Source organism: Modestobacter sp. VKM Ac-2983 (assembly GCF_026967885.1).
Classification (GTDB): domain Bacteria; phylum Actinomycetota; class Actinomycetes; order Mycobacteriales; family Geodermatophilaceae; genus Modestobacter.
The window spans coordinates 496,054-516,769 of the sequence record NZ_JAPVBK010000001.1; the positions used below are offsets into that span (position 1 = coordinate 496,054).

Consider the following 20,716-nt stretch of genomic DNA (forward strand, 5'->3'; position numbering starts at 1 on the left):
CGGCGGGCCGGAGGGTGCTGCCGGGTACGGTGAGGCGATGAGCCGCTCCTCGTCCCTGGTCGACTGGGACCTCGCCGGCCGCACCGCCCGTCGCCTGGTCGGGGCCGGCCCGGAGACCTCCCGGGAGGAGGCGGCGGGCGTCGTCGCGGAGCTGCACCGCGCGGCCGCGACCGCCGTCGCGCACGTCGAGGCGCTCACCGGGCTGCGCCCGGTCCCCGGCGGCCCGGAGCCCACGGTGGCGGTCGTCGACCGGCCCGGCTGGATCGACTCGAACACCATGGGCATGGCCGCCCTGCTCGACCCGCTCGCCGACCGGCTGCAGGCGGCGCAGGGCACCACGCCGGGGCCGCTGGCCACCGCGATCGGCTCGCGGGCGACCGGGGTGCAGGCCGGCGGGGTGCTGGCCTTCCTCTGCACCCGCGTGCTGGGCCAGTACGAGGTGTTCGGCAGCGGCGGCCGGCTGCTGCTGGTGGCGCCCAACATCGTCGAGACCGAGCGCCGGCTCGGCGTCGACCCCACGGACTTCCGGCTGTGGGTCTGCCTGCACGAGGTCACCCACCAGCTGCAGTTCACCGCCGTGCCGTGGCTGCGTGGCCACCTCGAGGCGCAGATCGCCGCCTTCGCCGAGGCGACCGACCTGACCCCGGACGTGCTGCGCGAGCGGCTCACCGACGTGCTGCGCAGCCTCACCGACGTCGTCCGCGGCACCGGTGCCGACGACGACGCCCCGCAGGGCCTGATGGCGCTCATCCGGGACCCCGAGCAGCGCGCCGTGCTGGACCGGGTCACCGCGGTGATGAGCCTGCTCGAGGGGCACGCCGAGTACGTGATGGACGGCGTCGGCCCCGACGTCGTCCCGTCCGTGCGCACGCTGCGCAAGCGCTTCGCCCAGCGCCGCAAGGGCCGTGGACCCATCGATCGGGTGCTCCGCCGCCTGCTCGGCTTGGAGCAGAAGATGCAGCAGTACGCCGATGGCCGGGTCTTCGTGGCCGGGGTCGTCGAGCTGGTCGGCATGGACGGGTTCAACCAGGTCTGGGCCGGGCCGGAGAACCTGCCGTACAAGGACGAGCTGACCGAGCCCGCCCGCTGGGTGGAGCGGGTGCTGGAGACCCGGCCCGCCTTCCCCGCCTGAGCCGGCGCGCCCCGCCCCCGGTGGTCGGACCCGACCCCGCCGTCGCGGCGCTGCGCAGCGCCGTGCGCCCGGGGTTGCAGACGGGCACGGGCCCGGTGCTCGCCGCCTGCAGCGGGGGAGCGGACTCGGTGGCCCTGGCCGCCGCGCTGGCCTTCGAGGCACCCCGCGCCGGCCGCCCGGTCGGCGGGGTCACCGTGGACCACGGACTGCAGCCCGGGTCGGCCGAGCAGGCCGAGCGCACCGCCGGCCTGCTCCGGGCCATCGGACTCTCCCCGGTGCTGGTGCTCCGGGTCGACGTCGGGGTCGAGGGCGGGCCGGAGGGCGCGGCCCGGGTGGCCCGCACGGCGGCGCTGGCCGGGGCGGCGGGCGAGCACGGGGCGGCGGTCGCGCTGGGCCACACCCTGGACGACCAGGCCGAGACCGTCCTGCTCGGGCTGGCCCGCGGCTCCGGGCCACGCTCGGTCGCCGGCATGGTCGAGCACCGCCCGCCGTTCTGGCGCCCGCTGCTCGACGTCCGGCGGTCGACCACCCGGGCCGCCTGCGCGGCGCAGCAGCTGCCGGTGTGGGACGACCCGTGGAACAGCGACCCGGCCTACACCCGCGTCCGACTGCGCACCGAGGTGCTGCCGCTGCTGGAGGAGGTCCTCGGCGGGGGCGTTGCGGGCGCGCTCGGCCGGACCGCGGCGATGATGCGGGAGGACCTCGACACCCTGGATGCGCTGGCCGAGGCCGAGCTGGCAGCGCTGGCCGGCCAGGACGGCGACCTGCCCGCCGCCCCGCTGGCCGAGCTGCCCACGGCCCTGCGACGCCGGGTGCTGCGCGGCTGGCTCCGCCGCGCCGGGGTGCCCGACCTGCAGGGCGTGCACCTGTCGGCGGTCGACGCGCTCGTCACCCGGTGGAGGGGCCAGGGACGGGTGGACCTCCCCGGCGGTGCGGGAGTGCGGCGCGCGTCTGGCAGGCTGACCGTGCAGCCCGGCGGTCCCCCCGGTCGCGGGACCGGTCCGCGCCCGGCTGCACCAGATGTCGTCCCCCCTGAGGAGCCCTGACCGTCGTGAGCGAGCCCGCCATCCCCGCAGCCGGCCCGTTGGGCCCGGACCACGGCTACGGCCCGGACATCGACCACGTGCTGCTGTCCGAGGAGCAGATCCAGGGCAAGATCGCGGAGCTGGCCGCACAGATCGCCCACGACTACGCCGGCCGCGAGGTGCTGCTGGTCGGCGTCCTCAAGGGCGCGGTGCTGTTCATGTCCGACTTCGCCCGGGCGCTGCAGCTGCCGACCCAGATGGAGTTCATGGCGGTCTCCTCCTACGGCAGCGCCACGAGCTCCTCCGGCGTGGTGCGGATCCTGAAGGACCTGGACCGCGACATCGCCGACAAGCACGTGCTGGTGCTCGAGGACATCATCGACTCCGGGCTCACGCTGTCCTGGCTGCTGAAGAACCTGGGCAGCCGGCGGCCGGCGTCCCTGGAGGTCTGCACGCTGCTGCGCAAGCCGGACGCGGTGAAGGTCGACGTCCCGGTGCGCTACATCGGCTTCGACATCCCCAACGAGTTCGTCGTCGGCTACGGGCTGGACTACGCCGAGCGGTACCGCGACCTGCCCTACATCGCCACGCTCAAGCCCGAGGTCTACTCCGGCTGAGGAAGGACCTGGCTGCACCCACGACCCGCTTCGCTCGCCGCGGGTCCCTGCAGCCAGGCCGAACAGCTCGAGAGCAGCAGGGGCACAGGTCCACCGGTGTACCTTCGACCCAACGACGTCGCCCCGCGGCGGGGCGTCCCCCAGGGTCGCGGGCGGCGTCCAGCGACGATCAGGAGGGTCGACGGGCAAGCCGGGTCCACCCCGGCGCCCGGCCACGGTGTATGGAACGTAAGAAGATCTTCCGGAGCGTCTGGTTCTGGATCGCCATCGTCGTCCTGCTGGCCTTCGTCGGCTCCAGCTTCTTCCGCAGCGACCCGGAGTACCAGGAGGTCTCGACCTCCACGGCGCTCGCGCAGTTCGCCGAGGGCAACGTCGACTCGGCCACCATCAACGACCGCGAGCAGACCGTCGACCTCGACCTGATCGAGCCGGTGGAGGGCAGTGACCAGGTCACCGCCTTCTACCCGGTCGGTGCCGAGGAGGACGTCTTCGACCTGGTCAGTGGCCTGGGTGAGGGTGAGGGCGTCGACTTCGACACCAACGTCTCCCAGGACAACCTGCTGGTCAGCATCCTGGTCAGCTTCCTGCCCTTCGTGCTCCTCCTGCTGCTGCTCTTCTGGTTGTTCAGCTCCATGCAGGGTGGCGGCCGGGGCGTGATGGCCTTCGGGAAGTCCAAGGCCAAGATCGTCAGCAAGGACACCCCGAAGACGACGTTCGGTGACGTGGCCGGTGCCGACGAGGCGATCCAGGAACTCCACGAGATCAAGGACTTCCTGCAGAACCCGGTCAAGTACCAGGCGATCGGCGCGAAGATCCCCAAGGGCGTGCTGCTGTTCGGTCCGCCCGGCACCGGCAAGACGCTGCTGGCCCGCGCGGTCGCCGGTGAGGCCGGCGTGCCGTTCTACTCCATCTCCGGGTCGGACTTCGTCGAGATGTTCGTCGGCGTCGGGGCCAGCCGGGTCCGCGACCTGTTCACCCAGGCGAAGGAGAACGCTCCGGCGATCATCTTCATCGACGAGATCGACGCCGTCGGCCGGCAGCGCGGCGCCGGCATGGGCGGCGGGCACGACGAGCGCGAGCAGACGCTGAACCAGATGCTCGTCGAGATGGACGGCTTCGACGTCAAGGGCGGCGTCATCATGATCGCCGCCACCAACCGGCCGGACGTCCTGGACCCCGCACTCCTGCGTCCGGGCCGGTTCGACCGGCAGATCCCGGTCGACCGACCCGACCTGCTGGGTCGGACGGCGGTGCTCAAGGTGCACGCCACCGGCAAGCCGCTCGCCGACGACGTCGACCTGGAGACGGTGGCCCGGCGCACGCCCGGCTTCACCGGCGCCGACCTGGCCAACGTGCTCAACGAGGCCGCGCTGCTCACCGCCCGCCAGGACGAAACGGTCATCACCGACGCCACCCTCGAGGAGGCGATCGACCGGGTGCTGGCCGGCCCGGAGCGGAAGACCCGGGCGATGAGCGAGAAGGAGAAGAAGGTCACCGCGTACCACGAGGGCGGTCACGCCCTGGTGGCGCACGCGCTCCCGAACACCGACCCGGTGCACAAGGTGACGATCCTGCCGCGCGGCCGCTCGCTGGGGCACACGCTCATCCTCCCCACCGAGGACCGGTACACCCAGACACGTTCGGAGATGATCGACACCCTCGCCTACGCGCTGGGCGGACGGGCGGCCGAGGAGCTGGTCTTCCACGAGCCGACCACCGGCGCCGGCAACGACATCGAGAAGGCCACCTCGCTGGCCAAGTCGATGGTCACCCAGTACGGGATGAGCGCGAAGCTCGGTGCCGTCAAGTACGGCAGCACCGACTCCGAGCCGTTCCTCGGCCGGGACATGGGCTCGCGGTCGGACTACTCCGACGCCGTCGCCGCCGACATCGACGGCGAGGTGCGCGCGCTGATCGAGGCCGCGCACGACGAGGCCTGGGAGATCCTGGTCGAGTACCGGGACGTCCTGGACCGGCTGGTGCTGGAGCTCCTGGAGAGGGAGACCCTCTCCCGGGAGGACATGGACCGGATCTGCACCGGGGTGGTCAAGCGCCCGTCGATGGCGCCGTACAACGGCTTCGGCAAGCGCACCCCCTCGGAGCGTCCGCCGGTGCTGACCCCGGCGGAGGTGGCCGCCGCGAACGGTGGGTCGCACGCGTCGACCAACGGCGAGCCGAAGCTGCCGGTCGGCGACGTCGGCGCCCCGGTCCAGGGCCGGTGAGCGACGCGGTCGGGGGTGTGGCCCCCGGCGGCGTGGCACCTCGCAGAGCCGGACTCGACGGTGCCGTGCCCGCGGCGGCCGACGGCCACGGCACCGTCCGGCGCGCGCCGGTGGACGGCGTCGGCCAGGACCCCCGGACCGGTGACCCGGTGGCCGACCTGCCCGAGGGGCAGGTCGACACGGCCCGGATCGAGGCCGCCGTCCGGGAGATCCTGATCGCGATCGGGGAGGACCCGGACCGGTCGGGCCTGGTCGACACCCCGGCGCGGGTCGCGCGGGCTTACGGGGAGACGTTCGCCGGCCTGGCCCAGGACCCTTACGACGTCCTGGCCACGACGTTCGACGAGGACCACGACGAGCTCGTGCTGGTCAAGGACATCCCGATGTACTCGACCTGCGAGCACCACCTGGTGCCCTTCCACGGCCGGGCGCACGTCGGCTACATCCCCGGCACCGACGGGCGGGTCACCGGGCTGTCGAAGCTCGCCCGGCTGGTCGAGGTGTACGCCCGGCGGCCGCAGGTGCAGGAACGGATGACCCGGCAGATCGCCGACTCGCTGTTCGAGGTGCTCAAGCCCCAGGGCGTGATCGTGGTCGTGGAGGCCGAGCACCTCTGCATGGCGATGCGCGGCATCCGCAAGCCGGGCTCGTCCACGATCACCTCGGCGGTGCGCGGCATCTTCCGGGAGAACCCGGCGACCCGCAGCGAGGCGATGAGCCTCATCCTGCAGCGGTGACGGCGGAGTGAGCGCCGTGCTCCTGCCGCGCCCGGGCCGGTGCCTGGTGATGGGGGTCCTGAACGTCACGCCGGACTCCTTCTCCGACGGCGGCTGCTACGCCGACGCCGGCGCCGCGATCGCCCACGGTCTGGAGATGCACGCCGCCGGCGCGGACTACGTCGACGTCGGCGGTGAGTCGACCCGGCCGGGCGCCGACCGGGTCGACGCGGCCGAGGAGTGCCGGCGGGTCGTGCCGGTGGTCCGGGAGCTGTCCGCCGCAGGCGTGCGGGTCAGCGTGGACACCACCCGCGCCGAGGTCGCCGCCGCCGCCCTGGCGGCCGGCGCCGTGCTGGTCAACGACGTCAGCGGCGGCCTGGCCGACGAGGGCATGGCCCGGCTGGTGGCCGACACCGGGGTGCCGTGGGTGCTGATGCACTGGCGCGGGCACAGCCGCGAGATGTACGCGGCGGCGCGCTACGGAGACGTGGTCACCGAGGTCGGCGCAGAGCTGACCGCCCGGGTCGAGGACGTCGTCGCCGCCGGCGTCGACCCCGCCCAGCTGGTGCTCGACCCGGGGCTGGGGTTCGCCAAGAACGCCGAGCACAACTGGGCGTTGCTGGCCGGGCTGGACCGGCTGGTCGCCCTCGGGCTGCCGGTGCTGGTCGGGGCCTCGCGCAAGACGTTCCTGGGTCGGCTGCTCGCCGGGCCCGGGGGCGAGCTCCGCCCGGTCGAGGGCCGGGAAGCGGCGACCGTGGCGATCTCGGTGCTGGCCGCGCAGGCCGGTGCCTGGGGCGTCCGGGTGCACGACCCGGTGCAGTCGCTGGACGCGATCGCCACCCTGGCCGCCGTGCGGGCGGCCCCCAGCGCAGGAGGACACCGTGGCTGACCCGACGCCGGACCGGATCACGGTGCACGGCCTGACCGGGCACGGCTTCCACGGCGTGTACCCGGCCGAGCGCGAGAACGGCCAGACCTTCCGGGTCGACGCGGTGCTCGAGCTGGACACCGCCCCGGCGGCCGCGGACGACGACCTGACCAAGACCGTCCACTACGGCGAGCTGGCCCAGCAGCTGCACGCCGTGCTGGTCGGCGAGCCGGTCGACCTGCTGGAGACGCTGGCCCAGCGGCTGGCCGACGTGTGCCTGGCGTACCCGGTGGTGGACGCGGTGGAGATCACCGTGCACAAGCCGGAGGTCGACCTGGGCGTGCCGGCCCACGACGTGACGGTCGCGATCCGGCGCGAGCGCTGATGAGCCGGGCCGTCCTCTCCCTCGGCGGGAACCTCGGCGACCGGGCGGGCACGCTGCGGCGGGCGCTGGTGGCGCTGAAGGAGCACGGCCTGGTGGCCCGCTCGACGCTCTACGAGACGCCCCCGTGGGGGCCGGTCGAACAGCCGCGCTACCTGAACGCGGTCGCCGTCGTCCGGGGTGAGCGGGACGCCGCCGGCTGGCTCGCCCTGGCGCAGGAGCTCGAGCAGGCGGCTGGTCGCACCCGGGACGTCCGCTGGGGAGCCCGCACGCTGGACGTCGACGTCGTCACCGTCACCGCGGACGACGGGACGCCGGTGGTCTCGGCCGACCCGGCGCTGACCCTCCCGCATCCCCGGGCCGCGGAGCGGGCCTTCGTGCTCGTCCCGTGGCTCGCACTGGACCCCGCGGCGACCCTGCCCGGGCACGGCCGGGTGGCCGATCTCGTCACGGCCCTCCCGGCCGACGAGGTGGCCGCGGTCGTCCGCTGGGAGCAGCTGGCGTGACCTCCGTCCGCGGCCGGGACCTGGTGGCCCTCGTGGTCGGGCTGGCGTTGGCCAGCTGGCTGCTGGTCCGGGCCGGCTACGGCTCGCTGCCGCAGCTGCAGTGGTGGCTGCCGGTGCCGCTGGGCGTGCTGGCGGTGGCCGAGCTGCTCGGCGCCCGGGCGCTGGCGGCCCGGCTGTCCGCGCAGCGCGACCGCCGTCCGCCGCCGGGCCGGAGCCCGGCCGCCGCCCGACCGGTCGAGCCGATGCTGGTGGCCCGGGTGGCGGTGCTCGCCCAGGCCAGCGCCTACGTCGGCGCGGTGCTCACCGGCTGCTGGGCGGGGCTGCTGCTGCACACGGTGCCTCAGTTGGGCCGGCTGTCCGCGGCCACCGCCGACACCGTCACCGGCGTCCTCGGCGTCGTCTTCGCCGCCGGGCTCACCGGTGCGGCGTTGTGGCTGGAGCACGTCTGCAAGGTCCCGCCCGACGAGGACGACGCCGCCAGACCTCCCGCCCGCGCCTGAGGCGGTCCGGCCGGGTGGGCGGAGCCCGCCCGGCCGGACCGCCGACGGGTCAGGGCTGCTCGGCCAGGTCGGCGATCGAGGTCAGGCCGTACTCCTCGGCGGTCTCCCGGGTCACGACGATGGCGTCCTTGTCCTGGGCCTCCGACTGCTCGAGCACGGTCAGGTTCTCCGGCAGGGCCTCGGGGAGCGCGGCGTAGACCTCCTCGGAGCTGACCGCGGTCGCCTCCTCGTCGAAGTGCTCCAGCAGCACACCGGAGTACTCCGGGATCAGGTCGATCGACCCGTCCTGCAGGGCGGGCATGTAGACCTCCCGGCTGCCGATGTTGAGCTGGGTCTCGACCGTCGCGCCCTGGGCCTGCAGCGCCTGCGCGTAGATGTTGGCCAGGGTGATGTTCTCCGGGAAGTTGGCCGACCCGATGGTGAGGTCCGTCCCGGCGGCCTGCGTGCCCGTCGCGTCCAGGCCCTTCTCGGCCAGCCACTGCCCGGCGACCGCGGCCGGGTCCTGCCGGTCGATGATCACCTGCTCGTTGAGCGCGATGAGGTCCTCGGTGGTGAGCTCCGCGGACACCGCGTTCAGCACGGCGGCGACGCCGTCGGTGGCCTCCTCGGTGCTGATCAGCGGGACCACGTTCTGCGCGGCGAAGAGGTTCTCCGGGTCCTCGAGGACGACCCAGTCGTTGGCCGCGATGTTCGGGTCGGTGGTGAAGACGTCGGCTGCGTCGATCTGGCCGTTGGCCAGCGCGTTGATGGTGAGCGGGCCGCCGGCGTCCAGGCTGCGGAACTCACCGAAGGTGACGCCGTAGACGTCCTCCAGGCCGGGGACGCCGTCGGGTCGGGTCTGGAACTCCGGCGGCCCGCCGAGGACCAGCTCGGCGGCGATGGTGTCGCCGCCCCCGGCGGGGGTGCTCTCGCCCCCTCCCGCACTGCTGCTGCCGGACTCTCCGCACGCGGTCAGCGCGGTGAGCAGGGCGGTCCCGCCGGTCAGCGCCGTGGCGATCCTGCGGTTCATGTGGTCTCTCCTGGGGTCGGCCGCGGCGCGGCGCGCCGGGTCACTGGGTGCCGGGTGGCGGGTGCCACCCGCGGAACGGGGGACCGGGTCACCTCGAGGTGTGGTCGCCGGAGGGGGTCAGGTCAGCGGCCGCGGTGGTCGCCTGCCGTGGGGACCGGCCACCCTCGGGCCCGCCCCTCGGTGGCTCGGGGCGCACCACGGTCACCGAGGCGCTGCGGCTGTCGCGGGTCGACCGGCGGGAGAACCGGCCGGAGACGCCGCGTGAGACGGTGGCGCGCTGCAGCAGCGAGAGCGCCAGGTCGACCAGCAGGGCCAGCGCGGCGACCAGGATGGCGCCGCCGGCCATCTGGCCGAAGTCCCGGCTGGCCAGCCCGTCGTACACGTAGCGGCCCAGGCCACCGAGCCCGACGTAGGCCGCGATCGTCGCGGTGGCGATGACCTGCAGTGCGGCGCTCCGCAGGCCGGAGAACACCAACGGGAGCGCGTTGGGCAGCTCGACGCGGAACAGCACCTGCCGGCCGGTCATGCCCATGCCGCGGGCCGCATCGCGGGCGTCCGGGGACACGTTGCGCACCCCGGCGTAGGTGTTGGCCAGGATCGCCGGCAGGGCCAGCAGGACCAGGGCGATCTCCGTCGGCACCAGGTAGACGGCGTCCCCGCGGCCGCTGATCAACGGCGAGACCATGACGTACAGGAGGATCAGCAGGCCGACCGTCGGCAGCGCCCGCAGCCCGTTGGCCACCGAGACCAGCCAGGACGCCCGGCCGGTGTGGCCGAGGACGAGCCCCAGCGGGAAGGCGATCACCCCGGCGATCGACAGGGCGATCGCGGTGTAGGCCAGGTGCGCGGAGGCCTGCTCGACGATGCCGGGGGTGACCCGGGTACCGGTCCAGTTCTGCGGGTCGTTGAGCCACAGGAGCACGTCGTTCATCGGGCCGCCGACACCCGCTGCCACGGGGTGATGAGCCGGGCGCCGAGGACGATGGACCGGTCGAGCAGCAGCGCCAGCGCGACGGACAGGACGATGCCCAGCACGATCGGCGGGTAGTAGGGGCCGGTCACCGACAGCTGGAACCCGGTGATGAACAGCTGGCCGAGCTGGGGGATCCCGATGGTCGCCGCGATGGCGACCAGGCTGACGTTGGCCACCATGGCCACCCGCAGGCCCGCGGCGATGACCGGGACGGCCAGCGGGAGCTCCACGGTCCGCAGCCGCTGCAGGCGGGTGAAGCCCATCGCGGTGGCCGCCTGCACGGCGTCCTCGGGGACGGCGGCCAGGCCGTCGGCGACCACCCGCACCAGCAGCGCGACGGTGTAGATCGTCAATGCGATGACCACGTTGACCGGGTCGAGGATCTGGGTGCCCAGCAGGGTCGGCATGACGACGAACAACGCCAGCGAGGGGATGGTGTACAACAGCCCGGACACCGAGACGACCGGCGGGTACGCCCACCGGTACCGGCGGGCGAGCCAGCCGATCGGGAAGGCCACCAGCAGGCCGACGACCACGGGCAGGACCGAGAGCCAGGTGTGCGCCCACAGCAGGTCCAGCACCTCGGCGCGGTGGTCGGCGAAGTAGCCGAACACGTCCCAGGGCGCCGATCCGGTCTCCGAGTTCATGGCCTGACCTGGGCCGAGGGGTCCGCGGTCGCGGCGTGCAGGTGCTCCAGCACGGTGCCGGCCCGGACCGAGCCGACGAGCCGCCCGCCCTCGTCGACCACCACACCCCGGCCGCTGGGTGAGGAGAGCGCGGCGTCCAGGGCCTCGCGCAGGGTGCCGCCGATCGGGGACAGGGTGCCGCCCAGGTTGAGCAGGCCGGGGGTGACGACGTCGCCCGGCGCGGGTCCTGGGCCTCCGTCGGGGTGGGCCCGGAGGTGCAGCCAGCCCTGCGGGAGGTCCCCGTCGTCGACCACGAGCACCCAGTCGTCGACGGCGACGTCGTGCGCCCGGGCCACGGGCGAGCCGAGGGTCACGGCCGGCTCGGTCGCCACGGCCACCTCGGCGGAGATGAACCCCAGCGCCCGGTAACCGCGGTCGCGACCCACGAACTCGGCCACGAAGGGGTCGGCGGGAGTGGCCAGCAGGTCGGCGGGGGCGGCCACCTGGGCCAGTCTCCCGCCGACGGCCAGGACCGCGACCCGGTCGCCGAGCGTGATGGCCTCGTCGATGTCGTGGGTGACGAACAGGATCGTCTTGCCCAGCTCGCCCTGCAGCCTCAGGAACTCCTGTTGCAGCTGGTCGCGGACCACCGGGTCGACGGCGCTGAACGGCTCGTCCATCAGCATGACCGGCGGGTCGGACGCCAGCGCCCGGGCAACGCCCACCCGTTGCTGCTGACCGCCGGAGAGCTGGGCGGGATAGCGGTCGGCGAAGGAGGCCGGCAGTCCGACCAGCTCCATCAGCTCGATCGCCCGCCGGCGCGCCTGCCGACGGCCCGTCCCGGTGAGCATCGGGACGGTGGCCACGTTGTCCACGACGGTCCGGTGCGGGAACAGCCCGGCGTGCTGGATGACGTACCCGATGCTCCGGCGCAGGTCGGTGGCGGGCACCGAGGTGACGTCGCGGTCGTCGATCGTGATCGTGCCGGAGGTCGGCTCGACCATCCGGTTGACCATCCGCAGGCTGGTGGTCTTGCCGCAGCCGGACGGTCCGACGAGCACGGTGATCTGGCCCGAGGGTGCCGTCAGGCTCAGTTCGTCGACCGCGACGGTCCCGTCGGGGTATGCCTTCGACACCGCGTCGAAACGGATCATCGGGGTCCTCCCTGCGGCTGGGGTGCACTGGGCCGGAGTCGACGGTGGTGGGTGGGCGGTGCGCTGCTGTGGGTGTCCGTCGTCCGCACGGAGATGGGTGTGGCCACCGGCACTCCTCGATCGACGGGCGGCTGCGGCAGGTTCGACCGGTGCTGCCCCGAGGGGGTTCGCAGCGCGGGCACCATCGAAACACATCGCGTCGTGCACGACCGATCCGTCGGCGTCGACGTGCTCGTCCTGGGCCGGTGGCTCTTGCCCCGCGGCAGTGGTCCTCGCCCCGCCGACCTGGCGGAGAGACACCCGGCGCGTACGGAGCGGAGTTGACCGGTGTCGGCGGCAGCCGCCCGTAGGCTGCCGGCATGGGAGGTCGCCGCGACGACGGAGTCCCCGCCCGCAGTCCTCTCCCGCCCGTGCCGTCCCGCCCGGCCGCCGTCCGGGTGACGCCGTCGGTCGTCGAGCCGGTACAGGGGTCCGCGGCCCAGCGGGTGTGGTCGGGCATCGCTCTGCTGCTCGCCGTGCCGGCCACGGCCGCGGCCTTCCTCACCGAGGACCCGCTGTACCTGCGGGTCGCGCTGCTCGCCGTCTGCTGGGCCTTCGTGATCGCTGCGTTCCTGGCCGGCAGCCGGCGTGCCGACCGGATGGCCGCGACCGCTCGGGAGGCCGAGCTCCAGCACGCCTACGACCTGGAGCTGGCGCACGAGGTCGCCGCCCGGCACGAGCACGCGGCCGAGCTGGAGAACCGGCTGCGGCGCGAGGCAGAGCAGTCCATGACTGGAGAACTCGGTCGGCTGCGCACCGAGCTCGCCGCCCTGACCGGGCTGCGCAGCGAGCTGAGCGGGCTGGAGCAGCTGCGCACCGAGCTGGCCGGGCTGGGCGAGTTGCGCGGTGACCTCGGGCGGATGCGCAGCGAGCTGACCGAGCAGCTGTCCGGTGAGCTGCTGATCGAGCGCATGGTGATGCGAGCGCAGTCCGTCCGTGGACCGGCACAGACCGCCGACGTCGGTCGCACGGTGGAGGGTGCCCCGCCGGCGTGGCAGACCTCCGTGTGGACGTCCTCGCCGGCCGGGCCGGACGCACCCGCCGAGCCCGGCCGGGTCCTCCCGGTGTCGGTCGCCGAGGCCCTCGACATCCCCGCGCCGTCGATCAGCAGGGCTCCTGCGCCGCCGGAGGAGTCGGCGGACCGGCACCGGCCGCCCTCGCCGCTGGAGTGGCTGGTCGAGGAGGCGGTGCTCGAGCCGTGGGTCGAGCCGAGCCCGAAGTCGCCGCTGGCCTGGCTGGGGGAGAAGGCCCTTCTCGACGCGGCCGGCCGTCCGGCCGCTGAGGTGCCGGTGGTGCCGATGCCGTCCCGGCCGCCACTGCCCGAGCCTGTCCTGCGCGTGCCCGAGCCCGCCCTGCGCGTGCCCGAGCCGGTCCTGCCCGAGCCGGAGCTCGCCGTGCCCGAGCCCGAGCCCGCCCTGCGCGTCCCCGAACCCGACCCCGAGCCTGCTCCGCGCGTGCCCGAGCCGGCGCTCCGCGTGTCCGACCTCGTGGCTGCGATGTCGGACCCCCTCGAGCCGCCGCGGCATCGGCACCGCCGGGCTGCGGAGCCCGACGAGGCGGCCGGCGTCGCCCCCTCGAACGGCCGCCGGCGCAGCCATGCCGCACCGGAGGAGCAGGCCGCGGCGAGCCCCAGCTGGTCGGACTGGGCGACTGCGTCCGCCGGCTCCGGGTCCGGCACACCGGGAGCGGAGACCCCGTCGTGGGCGTCGCCCGCCGAGCCGCCCGTCATCGCGACGCCGTCCGAGGGCCGGTCGCCCGCGGAGGAGCCGTCCGGCGGGTCGCCGGCCTGGGCGTCGTACGGGACGCCGTCGGTGGAACGGCCCTCGTGGGAGCGGGCGATCGAGCCGACCTCGACGGGTGCCGCACCCTCGGTGGAGTCGCCGTCCTGGGAGCCGACCCCGTGGTCGGCCGCCCCCGTCACCCCGGCGGCCGCGGAGCCGGCGCCGCGGGCTACGGCGACGACGCAGGGGGCGACGGCGCAGGGGCACGCCCGGCTGGAGCAGATCCTGGCCGAGAGCGGGGTCTCTGCGCCCAGCGGCGGGCGGTCCCGGCGCCGCCGCTACCGCGAGGAGGGCGAGGACGCCGGCGACGACGTCCTCGCCCGGGTGCTCGGCCGCACCTGACCGCCCCCCGCAGGTGCGGTTCCGGCCCCTCTGCAGGGCCCCGCGCCGAGCTCGCGAGGCGTGGGGGGCAGAGGGGTCCTTCGTCAGATGGGGCCGCGGGACAGGGCTCCGCCGTCGAGGACCAGCGTCTGGCCGGTGACCCAGCCGGCCTGGTCGCTCAGCAGGTACGCGGCCGCCTCGCCGATGTCCTCGGGCACACCGAGCCGCCCGACCGGGTACTGGCCGCCCAGCTCGTCCTCGCGGCCGGTGAACAGGGCCTCGGCGAACCGGGTCTTCACCACGGCCGGGGCGACGGCGTTGACCCGCACCTTGGGGCCGAGCTCCACGGCCAGCTGCGTGGTGAGGTTGATCAGCGCGGCCTTGCTGACGCCGTAGGCCGCGATCCCCTCGCTGGACTTCAGCCCGGCGACCGACGCCACGATCAGCACCGAGCCGCCGTGCTCGGACATCCACGCCTTCCAGGCCTCCTGGACCAGGCCCAGACTGGAGACGACGTTGGTGTCCAGGATCTTGCGGAAGGCGTCCAGCGGGGCGTCCATCAGCGGGCCGAAGACCGGGTTGATGCCGACGTTGCCCACCAGCACGTCCAGGCTGCCGAAGGTGTCGATCGCGGTGCGGACGGCCTCGGCGCGGTGTTCGGGGTCGCCGACGTTGCCGGCCACGGCGACCGCCTTCTCCGGGCCGCCGAGCGCCTCGACCGCCTCGGCGAGCGCGTCGGGCTTGCGGGCGGTGACCACCACCCGGGCGCCTCGCTCCACCAGGCTCTGGGCGATCGCCAGGCCGATGCCCCGGCTCGCGCCCGTGACCAGTGCCGTGCGTCCCTCGAAGCTGCTCACCGTGCTCCTCCTGCTCACCAGAGCCGGCTCCGCTGCCGGCCGGCCCCACCCAATCACGGGCAGATCCGGCTCCGGTGATGACCCGGGTGAGTCAGGACACACCCCGGCGGCGTTGCCCGGGGCGGCCACGGGTAACAGACTCGCCATCGGCGGTACACCCGCGTGACACGTCCCCCGGGTCGGTTGCAGCAGGTGGCTCGCCGGGACCGACCGCTCCACCACACGGCCCACGACGACGTGGGTCGACGCGACCTGAGTCCGGTACCCGCGAGGGACTGGAACGAGAGGTGCACCGGGATGCCCGACCGTCCCCGCGCGCTGCCTGCGCGCCCTGCCGCCCTGCCCGCGGGCCTGCCCGCAGCGGCCGAGGCCCCCGCCCGTCTGCGGGTCGGGATCGTCGGCGCCGGCCGGGTCGGTGCCGTGCTCGGTGCCGCGCTCGCCGCTGCCGGCCACGAGGTGGTCGCCGCCTCCGGGGTGTCCGCCGCCTCCGCCGAACGCGCGGCCCGCCTGCTCCCCGGTGTCCCGCTGCTGCCCGCCGACGAGGTCGTCGCCGCCAGCGACCTGGTGGTCCTCGCCGTGCCCGACGACACCCTCGCCGGCCTGGTCGCCGGCCTCGGCGAGACCGGTGCCTGGCGGCGCGGTCAGCTGCTCTTCCACACCTCCGGTGCGCACGGCCTGGCCGTGCTGCTGCCGGCCGAGCGCCGCGGGGTCCTGACCCTGGCGCTGCACCCGGCGATGACCTTCTCCGGCGCCCCCGAGGACGCCGCCCGGCTGGTGGCCGCGCCGTTCGGGGTCACCAGCCGGCCCGAGCACCGCCCGGTCGCGGAGACCCTGGTGCTGGAGATGGGCGGCGAGCCGTTCTGGATCGACGAGGCCGACCGCGGGCTCTACCACGCGGCGCTGGTCACCGGCGCGAACCACCTGGTCACGCTGGTCGCCGAGGCCGCCGACCTGCTCCGGGCTGCCGGCGTGGACGAGCCGGGCCGGGTGCTCACCCCGCTGCTGACCGCAGCCCTGGACAACGGGCTGCGCCGCGGCGACCGCGGGCTCACCGGCCCGGTCAGCCGCGGCGACGTCGGCACCGTGGCCGCGCACCTGGAGACGCTGAGCGAGCGCGCGCCCGCCGCGGTCGACGCCTACGTGGCCCTGGCCCGGCGCACCACCGAGCGGGCGCTGGCCGCCGGCCGGCTCAAGCGGCACGAGGGGGCTCCGCTGCTGGAGCTGCTCGACGCGGCCGAGGAGGCGGCGCGATGAGCCTGTCCCTCCGGTCGCCGGTGGTCGCGGAGACGACCGCGGAGCTGCGCCGGCTGCGGGCCGACCTGCCCGGGCCGGTCGTGCTCGTGCCCACCATGGGCGCGCTGCACGAGGGGCACCGCACGCTGGTCCGCGCCGCCCGCGAGCACGGCGGCAGCGTCGTCGTCTCGGTGTTCGTCAACCCGACCCAGTTCGGCCCCGGCGAGGACTTCGACCGCTATCCCCGTACCTGGGACGCCGACCTGGCCGCGCTGGCGGAGGAGGGCGCCGACCTGGTGTTCCACCCGCCGGTCGACGAGGTGTACCCACCCGGTGCGCAGGGGGTCACCGTGCGCCCCGGGCCGCTGGGGGAGGTGCTGGAGGGCGCCGTCCGCCCCGGGCACTTCGCCGGCGTGCTGACCGTGGTCGCGAAGCTCTTCGGCCTGGTCCGCCCGGACGTCGCCGTCTTCGGCGAGAAGGACTACCAGCAGCTGACGCTGATCCGGGCGATGGCCCGCGAGCTGGCGCTGGGGGTGCAGGTGGTCGGCGTCCCGACGGTCCGCGAGGACGACGGCATGGCGCTGTCCTCCCGCAACCGGTTCCTCTCGGCGGAACAGCGCAGGGCCGCTGCCGCGTTGTCCGCAGCACTGCGTGCCGGTGTCCAGGCAGGCCCGCAGGGCGCCGACGCCGTCCTGGCCGCGGCCCGCGCCGTCCTGGCCGAGGCCCCCGACCTGCTCCAGGACTACCTGGAGCTGACCGATCCAGATCTGGGACCGGCGCCCGTCGCCGGACCCGCCCGGCTGCTGATCGCCGCCCGCGCCGGCAGCACCCGCCTGATCGACAACACCGCTGTGGAACTGGGGTAACGCTGATGATGCGCACCATGCTCAAGAGCAAGATCCACCGGGCCACGGTGACCCAGGCCGACCTGCACTACGTCGGGTCGGTCACCGTCGACGAGGACCTGATGGACGCCGCCGACCTGCTGGCCGGTGAGCAGGTGGCGATCGTCGACGTCACCAACGGCGCCCGGCTGGAGACCTACGTCATCCCCGGCGAACGCGGCACCGGCGTGCTGGGCATCAACGGTGCCGCCGCGCACCTGGTGCACCCGGGCGACCTGGTGATCCTGATCAGCTACGGCCTGATGGACGAGTCCGAGGCCAAGTCCTACCTGCCGGCGGTCGTGCACGTCGACGCGGAGAACCGCGTCGTCGAGCTGGGCGCCGACCCCTCCGCCCCGGTGCCGGGAGCGCCGGACCAGCAGCGCAGCGACCTCGGCGTCCCGGTCCGGTGAGCCTCTCCGCAGAAATGGCCATTTCTGCGGACCTGGGCCCGGGGCTGCCGCTGCGGCTACGTGCCCCCGCCCCTGGCTGGGAGCTGACCGCCGACGTCTGCGTGGTGGGCTCCGGGGTCGCCGGGCTCTGCGTGGCCCTGCACGCCCGCGCGGCGGGGCTCTCGGTCGCCGTCGTCACCAAGGTGGAGGTGGACGACGGCTCGACGCGCTGGGCGCAGGGCGGGATCGCCGCGGTCCTGGACCCGGCCGACACCCCGGCCGCGCACGCCCGGGACACCGAGGTGGCCGGGGTGGGGCTCTGCGACGCCGACGCCGTCCAGGCGCTGGTCACCGAGGGGCCCGAGCGGCTGCACCAGCTGATCAGCTGGGGGGCCGCGTTCGACCGGGGCCCGACCGGGCGGCTGCTGCTGACCCGGGAGGGCGGCCACTCCACCGACCGGATCGTGCACGCCGGCGGCGACGCCACCGGGGCGGAGGTCCAGCGGGCGCTGCGCGACGCGGTGGCCGCCGACCCCGGCGTGACGCTCGTCGAGCACGCGATGGTGCTCGACCTGCTGCGGGACGCCGACGGCCGCGCCGCCGGCGTCACCCTGCACGTGCTCGGCGAGGGCAGCGCGGACGGAGTGGGCGCCGTGCGGGCCCGGGCCGTGGTGCTCGCCACCGGCGGGATGGGCCAGGTGTACGCCGCCACCACCAACCCGGCCGTCTCCACCGGCGACGGCGTCGCCCTGGGCCTGCGGGCCGGGGCGGTCGCGACCGACCTGGAGTTCGTCCAGTTCCACCCCACCGCCCTCTACCTGGGCCCGGACGCCCGCGGCCAGCAGCCGCTGGTCTCCGAGGCGCTGCGGGGAGAGGGCGCGGTGCTTCGTGACGACGCGGGCGAGCGGTTCATGCCCGCCGTCCACCCGCTCGCCGAGCTGGCCCCGCGGGACGTGGTGGCCAAGGCGATCACCCGGGTGCAGCTGCGGGACGGCGTCGACCACGTCTGGCTCGACGCCCGCGGGCTCCCCGGGCTCGCCGAGCGGTTCCCGACCATCGTGGCCCGCTGCCGGGAGGCCGGCATCGACCCGGTGACCGAGCTGGTGCCGGTCACGCCGGCCGCGCACTACGCCTCCGGCGGGCTGGCCACCGACCTGACCGGGCGGACCACGGTGCCCGGCCTCTACGCCTGCGGCGAGGTCGCCTGCACCGGCGTGCACGGGGCCAACCGGCTGGCGTCGAACTCGCTCCTGGAGGGGCTCGTCTTCGCCGGGCGGATCGGTGCAGCACTGGCCCGGGAGCTGCCGGTGCCCGCCGCGGCGGCGCCGGAGGACCCCCGGCCGGCCGGGCTGGTCGACGTGGCCGCCCGCGCGCCGCTGACCACGACGATGTCGGCCCGCGTCGCTGCGCTGCGCAGCGGTCCGGGGCTGGCCGAGGCCGCCGAGCAGCTCGCGACGCTGGGGGAGTGGACCACCGCCGTCCCCGGGGTGCCCGGCTGGGAGACCACCGACCTGCTGACCGTGGCCACCGCGATCACCGCCGCGGCCGCCGCGCGCCAGGAGACCCGCGGCTGCCACTGGCGCGAGGACCACCCCGAGGCCGTCGAGGAGTGGCAGCTGCACCTGGACGTGCAGCTCGCCGACGACGGGCGGGTCCGGCTGACCCGCCGCCCGGTCGGCGAGCCCGTGGCGGTGGACTGGTGAGCGAGCATGTGCCGGTGACCACCCCGGCGAGCCGACCGCTGCCCACCGACGCCACCGACCTCACCGGCACCGGTCTGAGCGCCGCCTGGGTCGCCGAGCTCGTCGAGCGCACGCTGACCGAGGACCTGACCGGCGGCGCGCCGCTGCCCAGCGCCCCCGACGTCGCCGTCGGCTACGACGTGACCAGCGCCGCGACCGTCCCCGGCGCCCAGTTCGGGACGGCGGACCTCGTGGCCCGGGCCGACGGCGTGGTCGCCGGCCTCCCGGTGGCCGCCCGGGTGTTCGCCCGGCTGGCCCCCGGCGCCACGCTGACCGCGGGTGCGGCCGACGGCGACCGGGTGCGCCGCGGCGACGTCCTGCTCACCGTCCGCGGCCCGGTGCGGGCGCTGCTGGCCGCCGAGCGCAGCGCGCTGAACATCGCCAGCCGGGCCAGCGGCATCGCCACCGCCACCCGAACCTGGGTCGACGCCGTCGCCGGCACCGGCGCGGTGGTGCTGGACACCCGCAAGACCACCCCCGGGCTGCGCCCGCTGGAGAAGTACGCGGTGCGCTGCGGCGGCGGGGCGAACAAGCGGATGGGCCTCTACGACGTGGCGATGATCAAGGACAACCACGTCGCCGCGGCCGGGTCGGTGGCCGCCGCGGTGGCGTTGGTCCGGGAGCGCGCTCCTCGGGTCACCGTGCAGGTCGAGTGCGACACCCTCGACCAGGTCGGCGAGGCGCTGGACGCGGGTGCGGACTTCCTTCTGCTGGACAACATGACCCCCGACCAGCTCCGGCAGGCCGTGGCGCTCGTCGGTGACCTGGACGTCGATCTCGAGGCCACCGGCGGGCTCACGCTCGAGGTCGCCCGGGAGGTGGCCGACACGGGCATCGACTTCCTCTCCGTCGGTGCGCTCACCCACTCCTCGCCGATCCTCGACCTCGCGCTCGACCTGCGGGCAGGCTGACGTGCTGCTGACCGTCGACGTCGGCAACAGCCAGACGGTGCTGGCGACCTTCGACGGCGCCCGGCGGCTCGACTGCTGGCGGGTGACGACCCAGCCCCGGGCCACCGCCGACGAGCTGCACATGCTGTGGCGCGGGCTGCTGCGGGACACCGCGGTCACCGGGGTCGCCGTCTGCTCCACCGTGCCGGGGCTGCTCCCGGCGCTGCGGCAACTGCTGGACCGGCTCGCCGTCCCGGTCACCCTGATCGGGCCCGGGGTGCGCACCGGGGTGCCGCTGCACGTGGACAACCCGCGTGAGGTGGGCGCCGACCGGGTGGTCACCGCGCTGGCCGCCCACGAGCTGTACGGCCGGCGCCCCGACGGCACCGGCCGGCCGGTGGTGGTGGTGGACTTCGGCACCTCCACCACCGTCGACGCGGTGGGCCCGGACGGGCAGTTCCTCGGCGGCGCGCTCGCGCCCGGCGTCGAGGTGAGCCTGGATGCGCTGGCTGCCCGAGCCGCACAGCTGCGCTCGGTGGAGCTCACCGTCCCCACCCAGGCGATCGGCAAGAACACCGTCGCCGCCCTGCAGTCCGGTATGGTCCTCGGCTTCGCCGGTCTGGTCGACGGCCTGGTCGCCCGGATCGCCGCCGAACTGGTCGCGCAGTTCGGGGCGGCACCGGTGGTGGTGGCCACCGGCGGACTGCACCCGCTGCTCGTCGACAGCTGCCGGTCGATCGGGGAGCGTGAGCCCGATCTCACCGTGCACGGCCTGCGACTGGCGTTCGAGCGGCACCAGTCCTCCGGCGGGTCCGGCGGTGGCGGGACGTCGTCCGGCCGCCCGTAG

General features: G+C 74.9%; 21 protein-coding genes. 16 read left to right on the forward strand and 5 right to left on the reverse strand.

Annotated elements, in window-relative coordinates:
* Positions 1-37: 37 nt before the first annotated feature.
* The 9 genes from O2W18_RS02280 (at position 38) to O2W18_RS02320 (ending at position 7,968) form a co-directional block, all read left to right on the forward strand.
* Positions 38-1,132, forward strand: coding sequence for a zinc-dependent metalloprotease (locus O2W18_RS02280; RefSeq protein WP_269185958.1), 1,095 nt, complete (start codon positions 38-40; stop codon positions 1,130-1,132).
* A gap of 20 nt (positions 1,133-1,152) precedes the next feature.
* On the forward strand, positions 1,153-2,178 hold the full coding sequence (gene tilS, locus O2W18_RS02285) for a tRNA lysidine(34) synthetase TilS (protein WP_269185959.1): 1,026 nt from the start codon (positions 1,153-1,155) through the stop codon (positions 2,176-2,178).
* A gap of 5 nt (positions 2,179-2,183) precedes the next feature.
* Complete coding sequence (gene hpt / locus O2W18_RS02290; RefSeq protein WP_331254053.1) at positions 2,184-2,774, forward strand: hypoxanthine phosphoribosyltransferase; 591 nt, start codon at positions 2,184-2,186, stop codon at positions 2,772-2,774.
* A gap of 221 nt (positions 2,775-2,995) precedes the next feature.
* On the forward strand, positions 2,996-4,996 hold the full coding sequence (gene ftsH / locus O2W18_RS02295; RefSeq protein WP_269172193.1) for an ATP-dependent zinc metalloprotease FtsH: 2,001 nt from the start codon (positions 2,996-2,998) through the stop codon (positions 4,994-4,996).
* Between the two features lie 32 nt (positions 4,997-5,028).
* Entirely contained in the window at positions 5,029-5,733 is a 705-nt protein-coding gene (folE, locus tag O2W18_RS02300) for a GTP cyclohydrolase I FolE (protein WP_269185960.1), read from the forward strand.
* 7 nt (positions 5,734-5,740) lie between these two features.
* Positions 5,741-6,601, forward strand: a complete 861-nt coding sequence (gene folP, locus O2W18_RS02305) for a dihydropteroate synthase (protein WP_269185961.1) — start codon at positions 5,741-5,743, stop codon at positions 6,599-6,601.
* On the forward strand, positions 6,594-6,965 hold the full coding sequence (gene folB / locus O2W18_RS02310) for a dihydroneopterin aldolase (protein ID WP_269185962.1): 372 nt from the start codon (positions 6,594-6,596) through the stop codon (positions 6,963-6,965). The genes folP and folB overlap by 8 nt, the downstream gene beginning before the upstream one ends.
* Positions 6,965-7,468 carry a 2-amino-4-hydroxy-6-hydroxymethyldihydropteridine diphosphokinase gene (folK, locus tag O2W18_RS02315; RefSeq protein WP_269185963.1) on the forward strand — a complete coding sequence of 168 codons (504 nt, stop codon included), beginning with the start codon at positions 6,965-6,967 and terminating at the stop codon, positions 7,466-7,468. The genes folB and folK overlap by 1 nt, the downstream gene beginning before the upstream one ends.
* Positions 7,465-7,968, forward strand: coding sequence for a DUF3180 domain-containing protein (locus tag O2W18_RS02320; RefSeq protein WP_269185964.1), 504 nt, complete (start codon positions 7,465-7,467; stop codon positions 7,966-7,968). The genes folK and O2W18_RS02320 overlap by 4 nt, the downstream gene beginning before the upstream one ends.
* 49 nt (positions 7,969-8,017) lie before the next feature.
* Here the strand turns inward: O2W18_RS02320 and O2W18_RS02325 are convergent, their stop codons facing one another.
* The 4 genes from O2W18_RS02325 to O2W18_RS02340 all read right to left on the reverse strand — a co-directional run bounded on the left by O2W18_RS02325 (position 8,018) and on the right by O2W18_RS02340 (position 11,730).
* Positions 8,018-8,977: a glycine betaine ABC transporter substrate-binding protein gene (locus O2W18_RS02325; RefSeq protein WP_269185965.1), complete on the reverse strand. Its 960-nt coding sequence runs from the start codon at positions 8,975-8,977 to the stop codon at positions 8,018-8,020.
* Positions 8,978-9,065: 88 nt separating this feature from the next.
* Positions 9,066-9,908 (reverse strand): ABC transporter permease, encoded by an 843-nt coding sequence (locus O2W18_RS02330; RefSeq protein WP_269185966.1) that lies wholly within the window; start codon positions 9,906-9,908, stop codon positions 9,066-9,068.
* On the reverse strand, positions 9,905-10,597 hold the full coding sequence (locus tag O2W18_RS02335; RefSeq protein WP_269185967.1) for an ABC transporter permease: 693 nt from the start codon (positions 10,595-10,597) through the stop codon (positions 9,905-9,907). The genes O2W18_RS02330 and O2W18_RS02335 overlap by 4 nt, the downstream gene beginning before the upstream one ends.
* Complete coding sequence (locus tag O2W18_RS02340; RefSeq protein WP_269185968.1) at positions 10,594-11,730, reverse strand: ABC transporter ATP-binding protein; 1,137 nt, start codon at positions 11,728-11,730, stop codon at positions 10,594-10,596. The genes O2W18_RS02335 and O2W18_RS02340 overlap by 4 nt, the downstream gene beginning before the upstream one ends.
* A 410-nt stretch (positions 11,731-12,140) precedes the next feature.
* Between O2W18_RS02340 and O2W18_RS02345 the strand changes: the two genes are divergently transcribed.
* Complete coding sequence (locus tag O2W18_RS02345) at positions 12,141-13,892, forward strand: DUF6779 domain-containing protein (protein WP_269185969.1); 1,752 nt, start codon at positions 12,141-12,143, stop codon at positions 13,890-13,892.
* An 83-nt stretch (positions 13,893-13,975) separates the two neighbouring features.
* Here O2W18_RS02345 and O2W18_RS02350 read toward each other — a convergent pair whose 3' ends face one another.
* Positions 13,976-14,728, reverse strand: coding sequence for an SDR family oxidoreductase (locus tag O2W18_RS02350; RefSeq protein ID WP_269185970.1), 753 nt, complete (start codon positions 14,726-14,728; stop codon positions 13,976-13,978).
* Positions 14,729-15,025: 297 nt separating this feature from the next.
* On the opposite strand from O2W18_RS02350, the gene O2W18_RS02355 reads away from it, so the two are divergent.
* The 6 genes from O2W18_RS02355 to O2W18_RS02380 are packed head-to-tail and all read left to right on the forward strand — an operon-like array spanning position 15,026 to position 20,716.
* Complete coding sequence (locus tag O2W18_RS02355; protein ID WP_269185971.1) at positions 15,026-15,982, forward strand: Rossmann-like and DUF2520 domain-containing protein; 957 nt, start codon at positions 15,026-15,028, stop codon at positions 15,980-15,982.
* A complete protein-coding gene (gene panC, locus O2W18_RS02360) occupies positions 15,979-16,827 on the forward strand; it encodes a pantoate--beta-alanine ligase (RefSeq protein WP_269185972.1) in 849 nt (282 codons plus the stop codon). Before O2W18_RS02355 ends, panC begins: the two co-directional genes overlap by 4 nt.
* Positions 16,828-16,844: 17 nt before the next feature.
* Entirely contained in the window at positions 16,845-17,258 is a 414-nt protein-coding gene (gene panD, locus O2W18_RS02365; protein WP_269185973.1) for an aspartate 1-decarboxylase, read from the forward strand.
* A 14-nt stretch (positions 17,259-17,272) separates the two neighbouring features.
* Complete coding sequence (locus tag O2W18_RS02370) at positions 17,273-18,940, forward strand: L-aspartate oxidase (RefSeq protein WP_269185974.1); 1,668 nt, start codon at positions 17,273-17,275, stop codon at positions 18,938-18,940.
* Positions 18,937-19,890 carry a carboxylating nicotinate-nucleotide diphosphorylase gene (gene nadC, locus O2W18_RS02375; RefSeq protein WP_269185975.1) on the forward strand — a complete coding sequence of 318 codons (954 nt, stop codon included), beginning with the start codon at positions 18,937-18,939 and terminating at the stop codon, positions 19,888-19,890. Before O2W18_RS02370 ends, nadC begins: the two co-directional genes overlap by 4 nt.
* Before the next feature lies 1 nt (position 19,891).
* Positions 19,892-20,716 carry a type III pantothenate kinase gene (locus O2W18_RS02380; protein ID WP_269172177.1) on the forward strand — a complete coding sequence of 275 codons (825 nt, stop codon included), beginning with the start codon at positions 19,892-19,894 and terminating at the stop codon, positions 20,714-20,716.

Coding starts and splice junctions, on each gene's coding strand:
- panD (WP_269185973.1), top strand. CDS start 16,845: ATGCTCAAGAGCAAGATCCACCGGGCCACGGTGACCCAGGCCGACCTG.
- panC (WP_269185972.1), top strand. CDS start 15,979: ATGAGCCTGTCCCTCCGGTCGCCGGTGGTCGCGGAGACGACCGCGGAG.
- O2W18_RS02340 (WP_269185968.1), bottom strand. CDS start 11,730: ATGATCCGTTTCGACGCGGTGTCGAAGGCATACCCCGACGGGACCGTC.
- O2W18_RS02355 (WP_269185971.1), top strand. CDS start 15,026: ATGCCCGACCGTCCCCGCGCGCTGCCTGCGCGCCCTGCCGCCCTGCCC.
- O2W18_RS02330 (WP_269185966.1), bottom strand. CDS start 9,908: ATGAACGACGTGCTCCTGTGGCTCAACGACCCGCAGAACTGGACCGGT.
- O2W18_RS02370 (WP_269185974.1), top strand. CDS start 17,273: ATGGCCATTTCTGCGGACCTGGGCCCGGGGCTGCCGCTGCGGCTACGT.
- O2W18_RS02335 (WP_269185967.1), bottom strand. CDS start 10,597: ATGAACTCGGAGACCGGATCGGCGCCCTGGGACGTGTTCGGCTACTTC.
- folK (WP_269185963.1), top strand. CDS start 6,965: ATGAGCCGGGCCGTCCTCTCCCTCGGCGGGAACCTCGGCGACCGGGCG.
- ftsH (WP_269172193.1), top strand. CDS start 2,996: ATGGAACGTAAGAAGATCTTCCGGAGCGTCTGGTTCTGGATCGCCATC.
- O2W18_RS02325 (WP_269185965.1), bottom strand. CDS start 8,977: ATGAACCGCAGGATCGCCACGGCGCTGACCGGCGGGACCGCCCTGCTC.
- O2W18_RS02280 (WP_269185958.1), top strand. CDS start 38: ATGAGCCGCTCCTCGTCCCTGGTCGACTGGGACCTCGCCGGCCGCACC.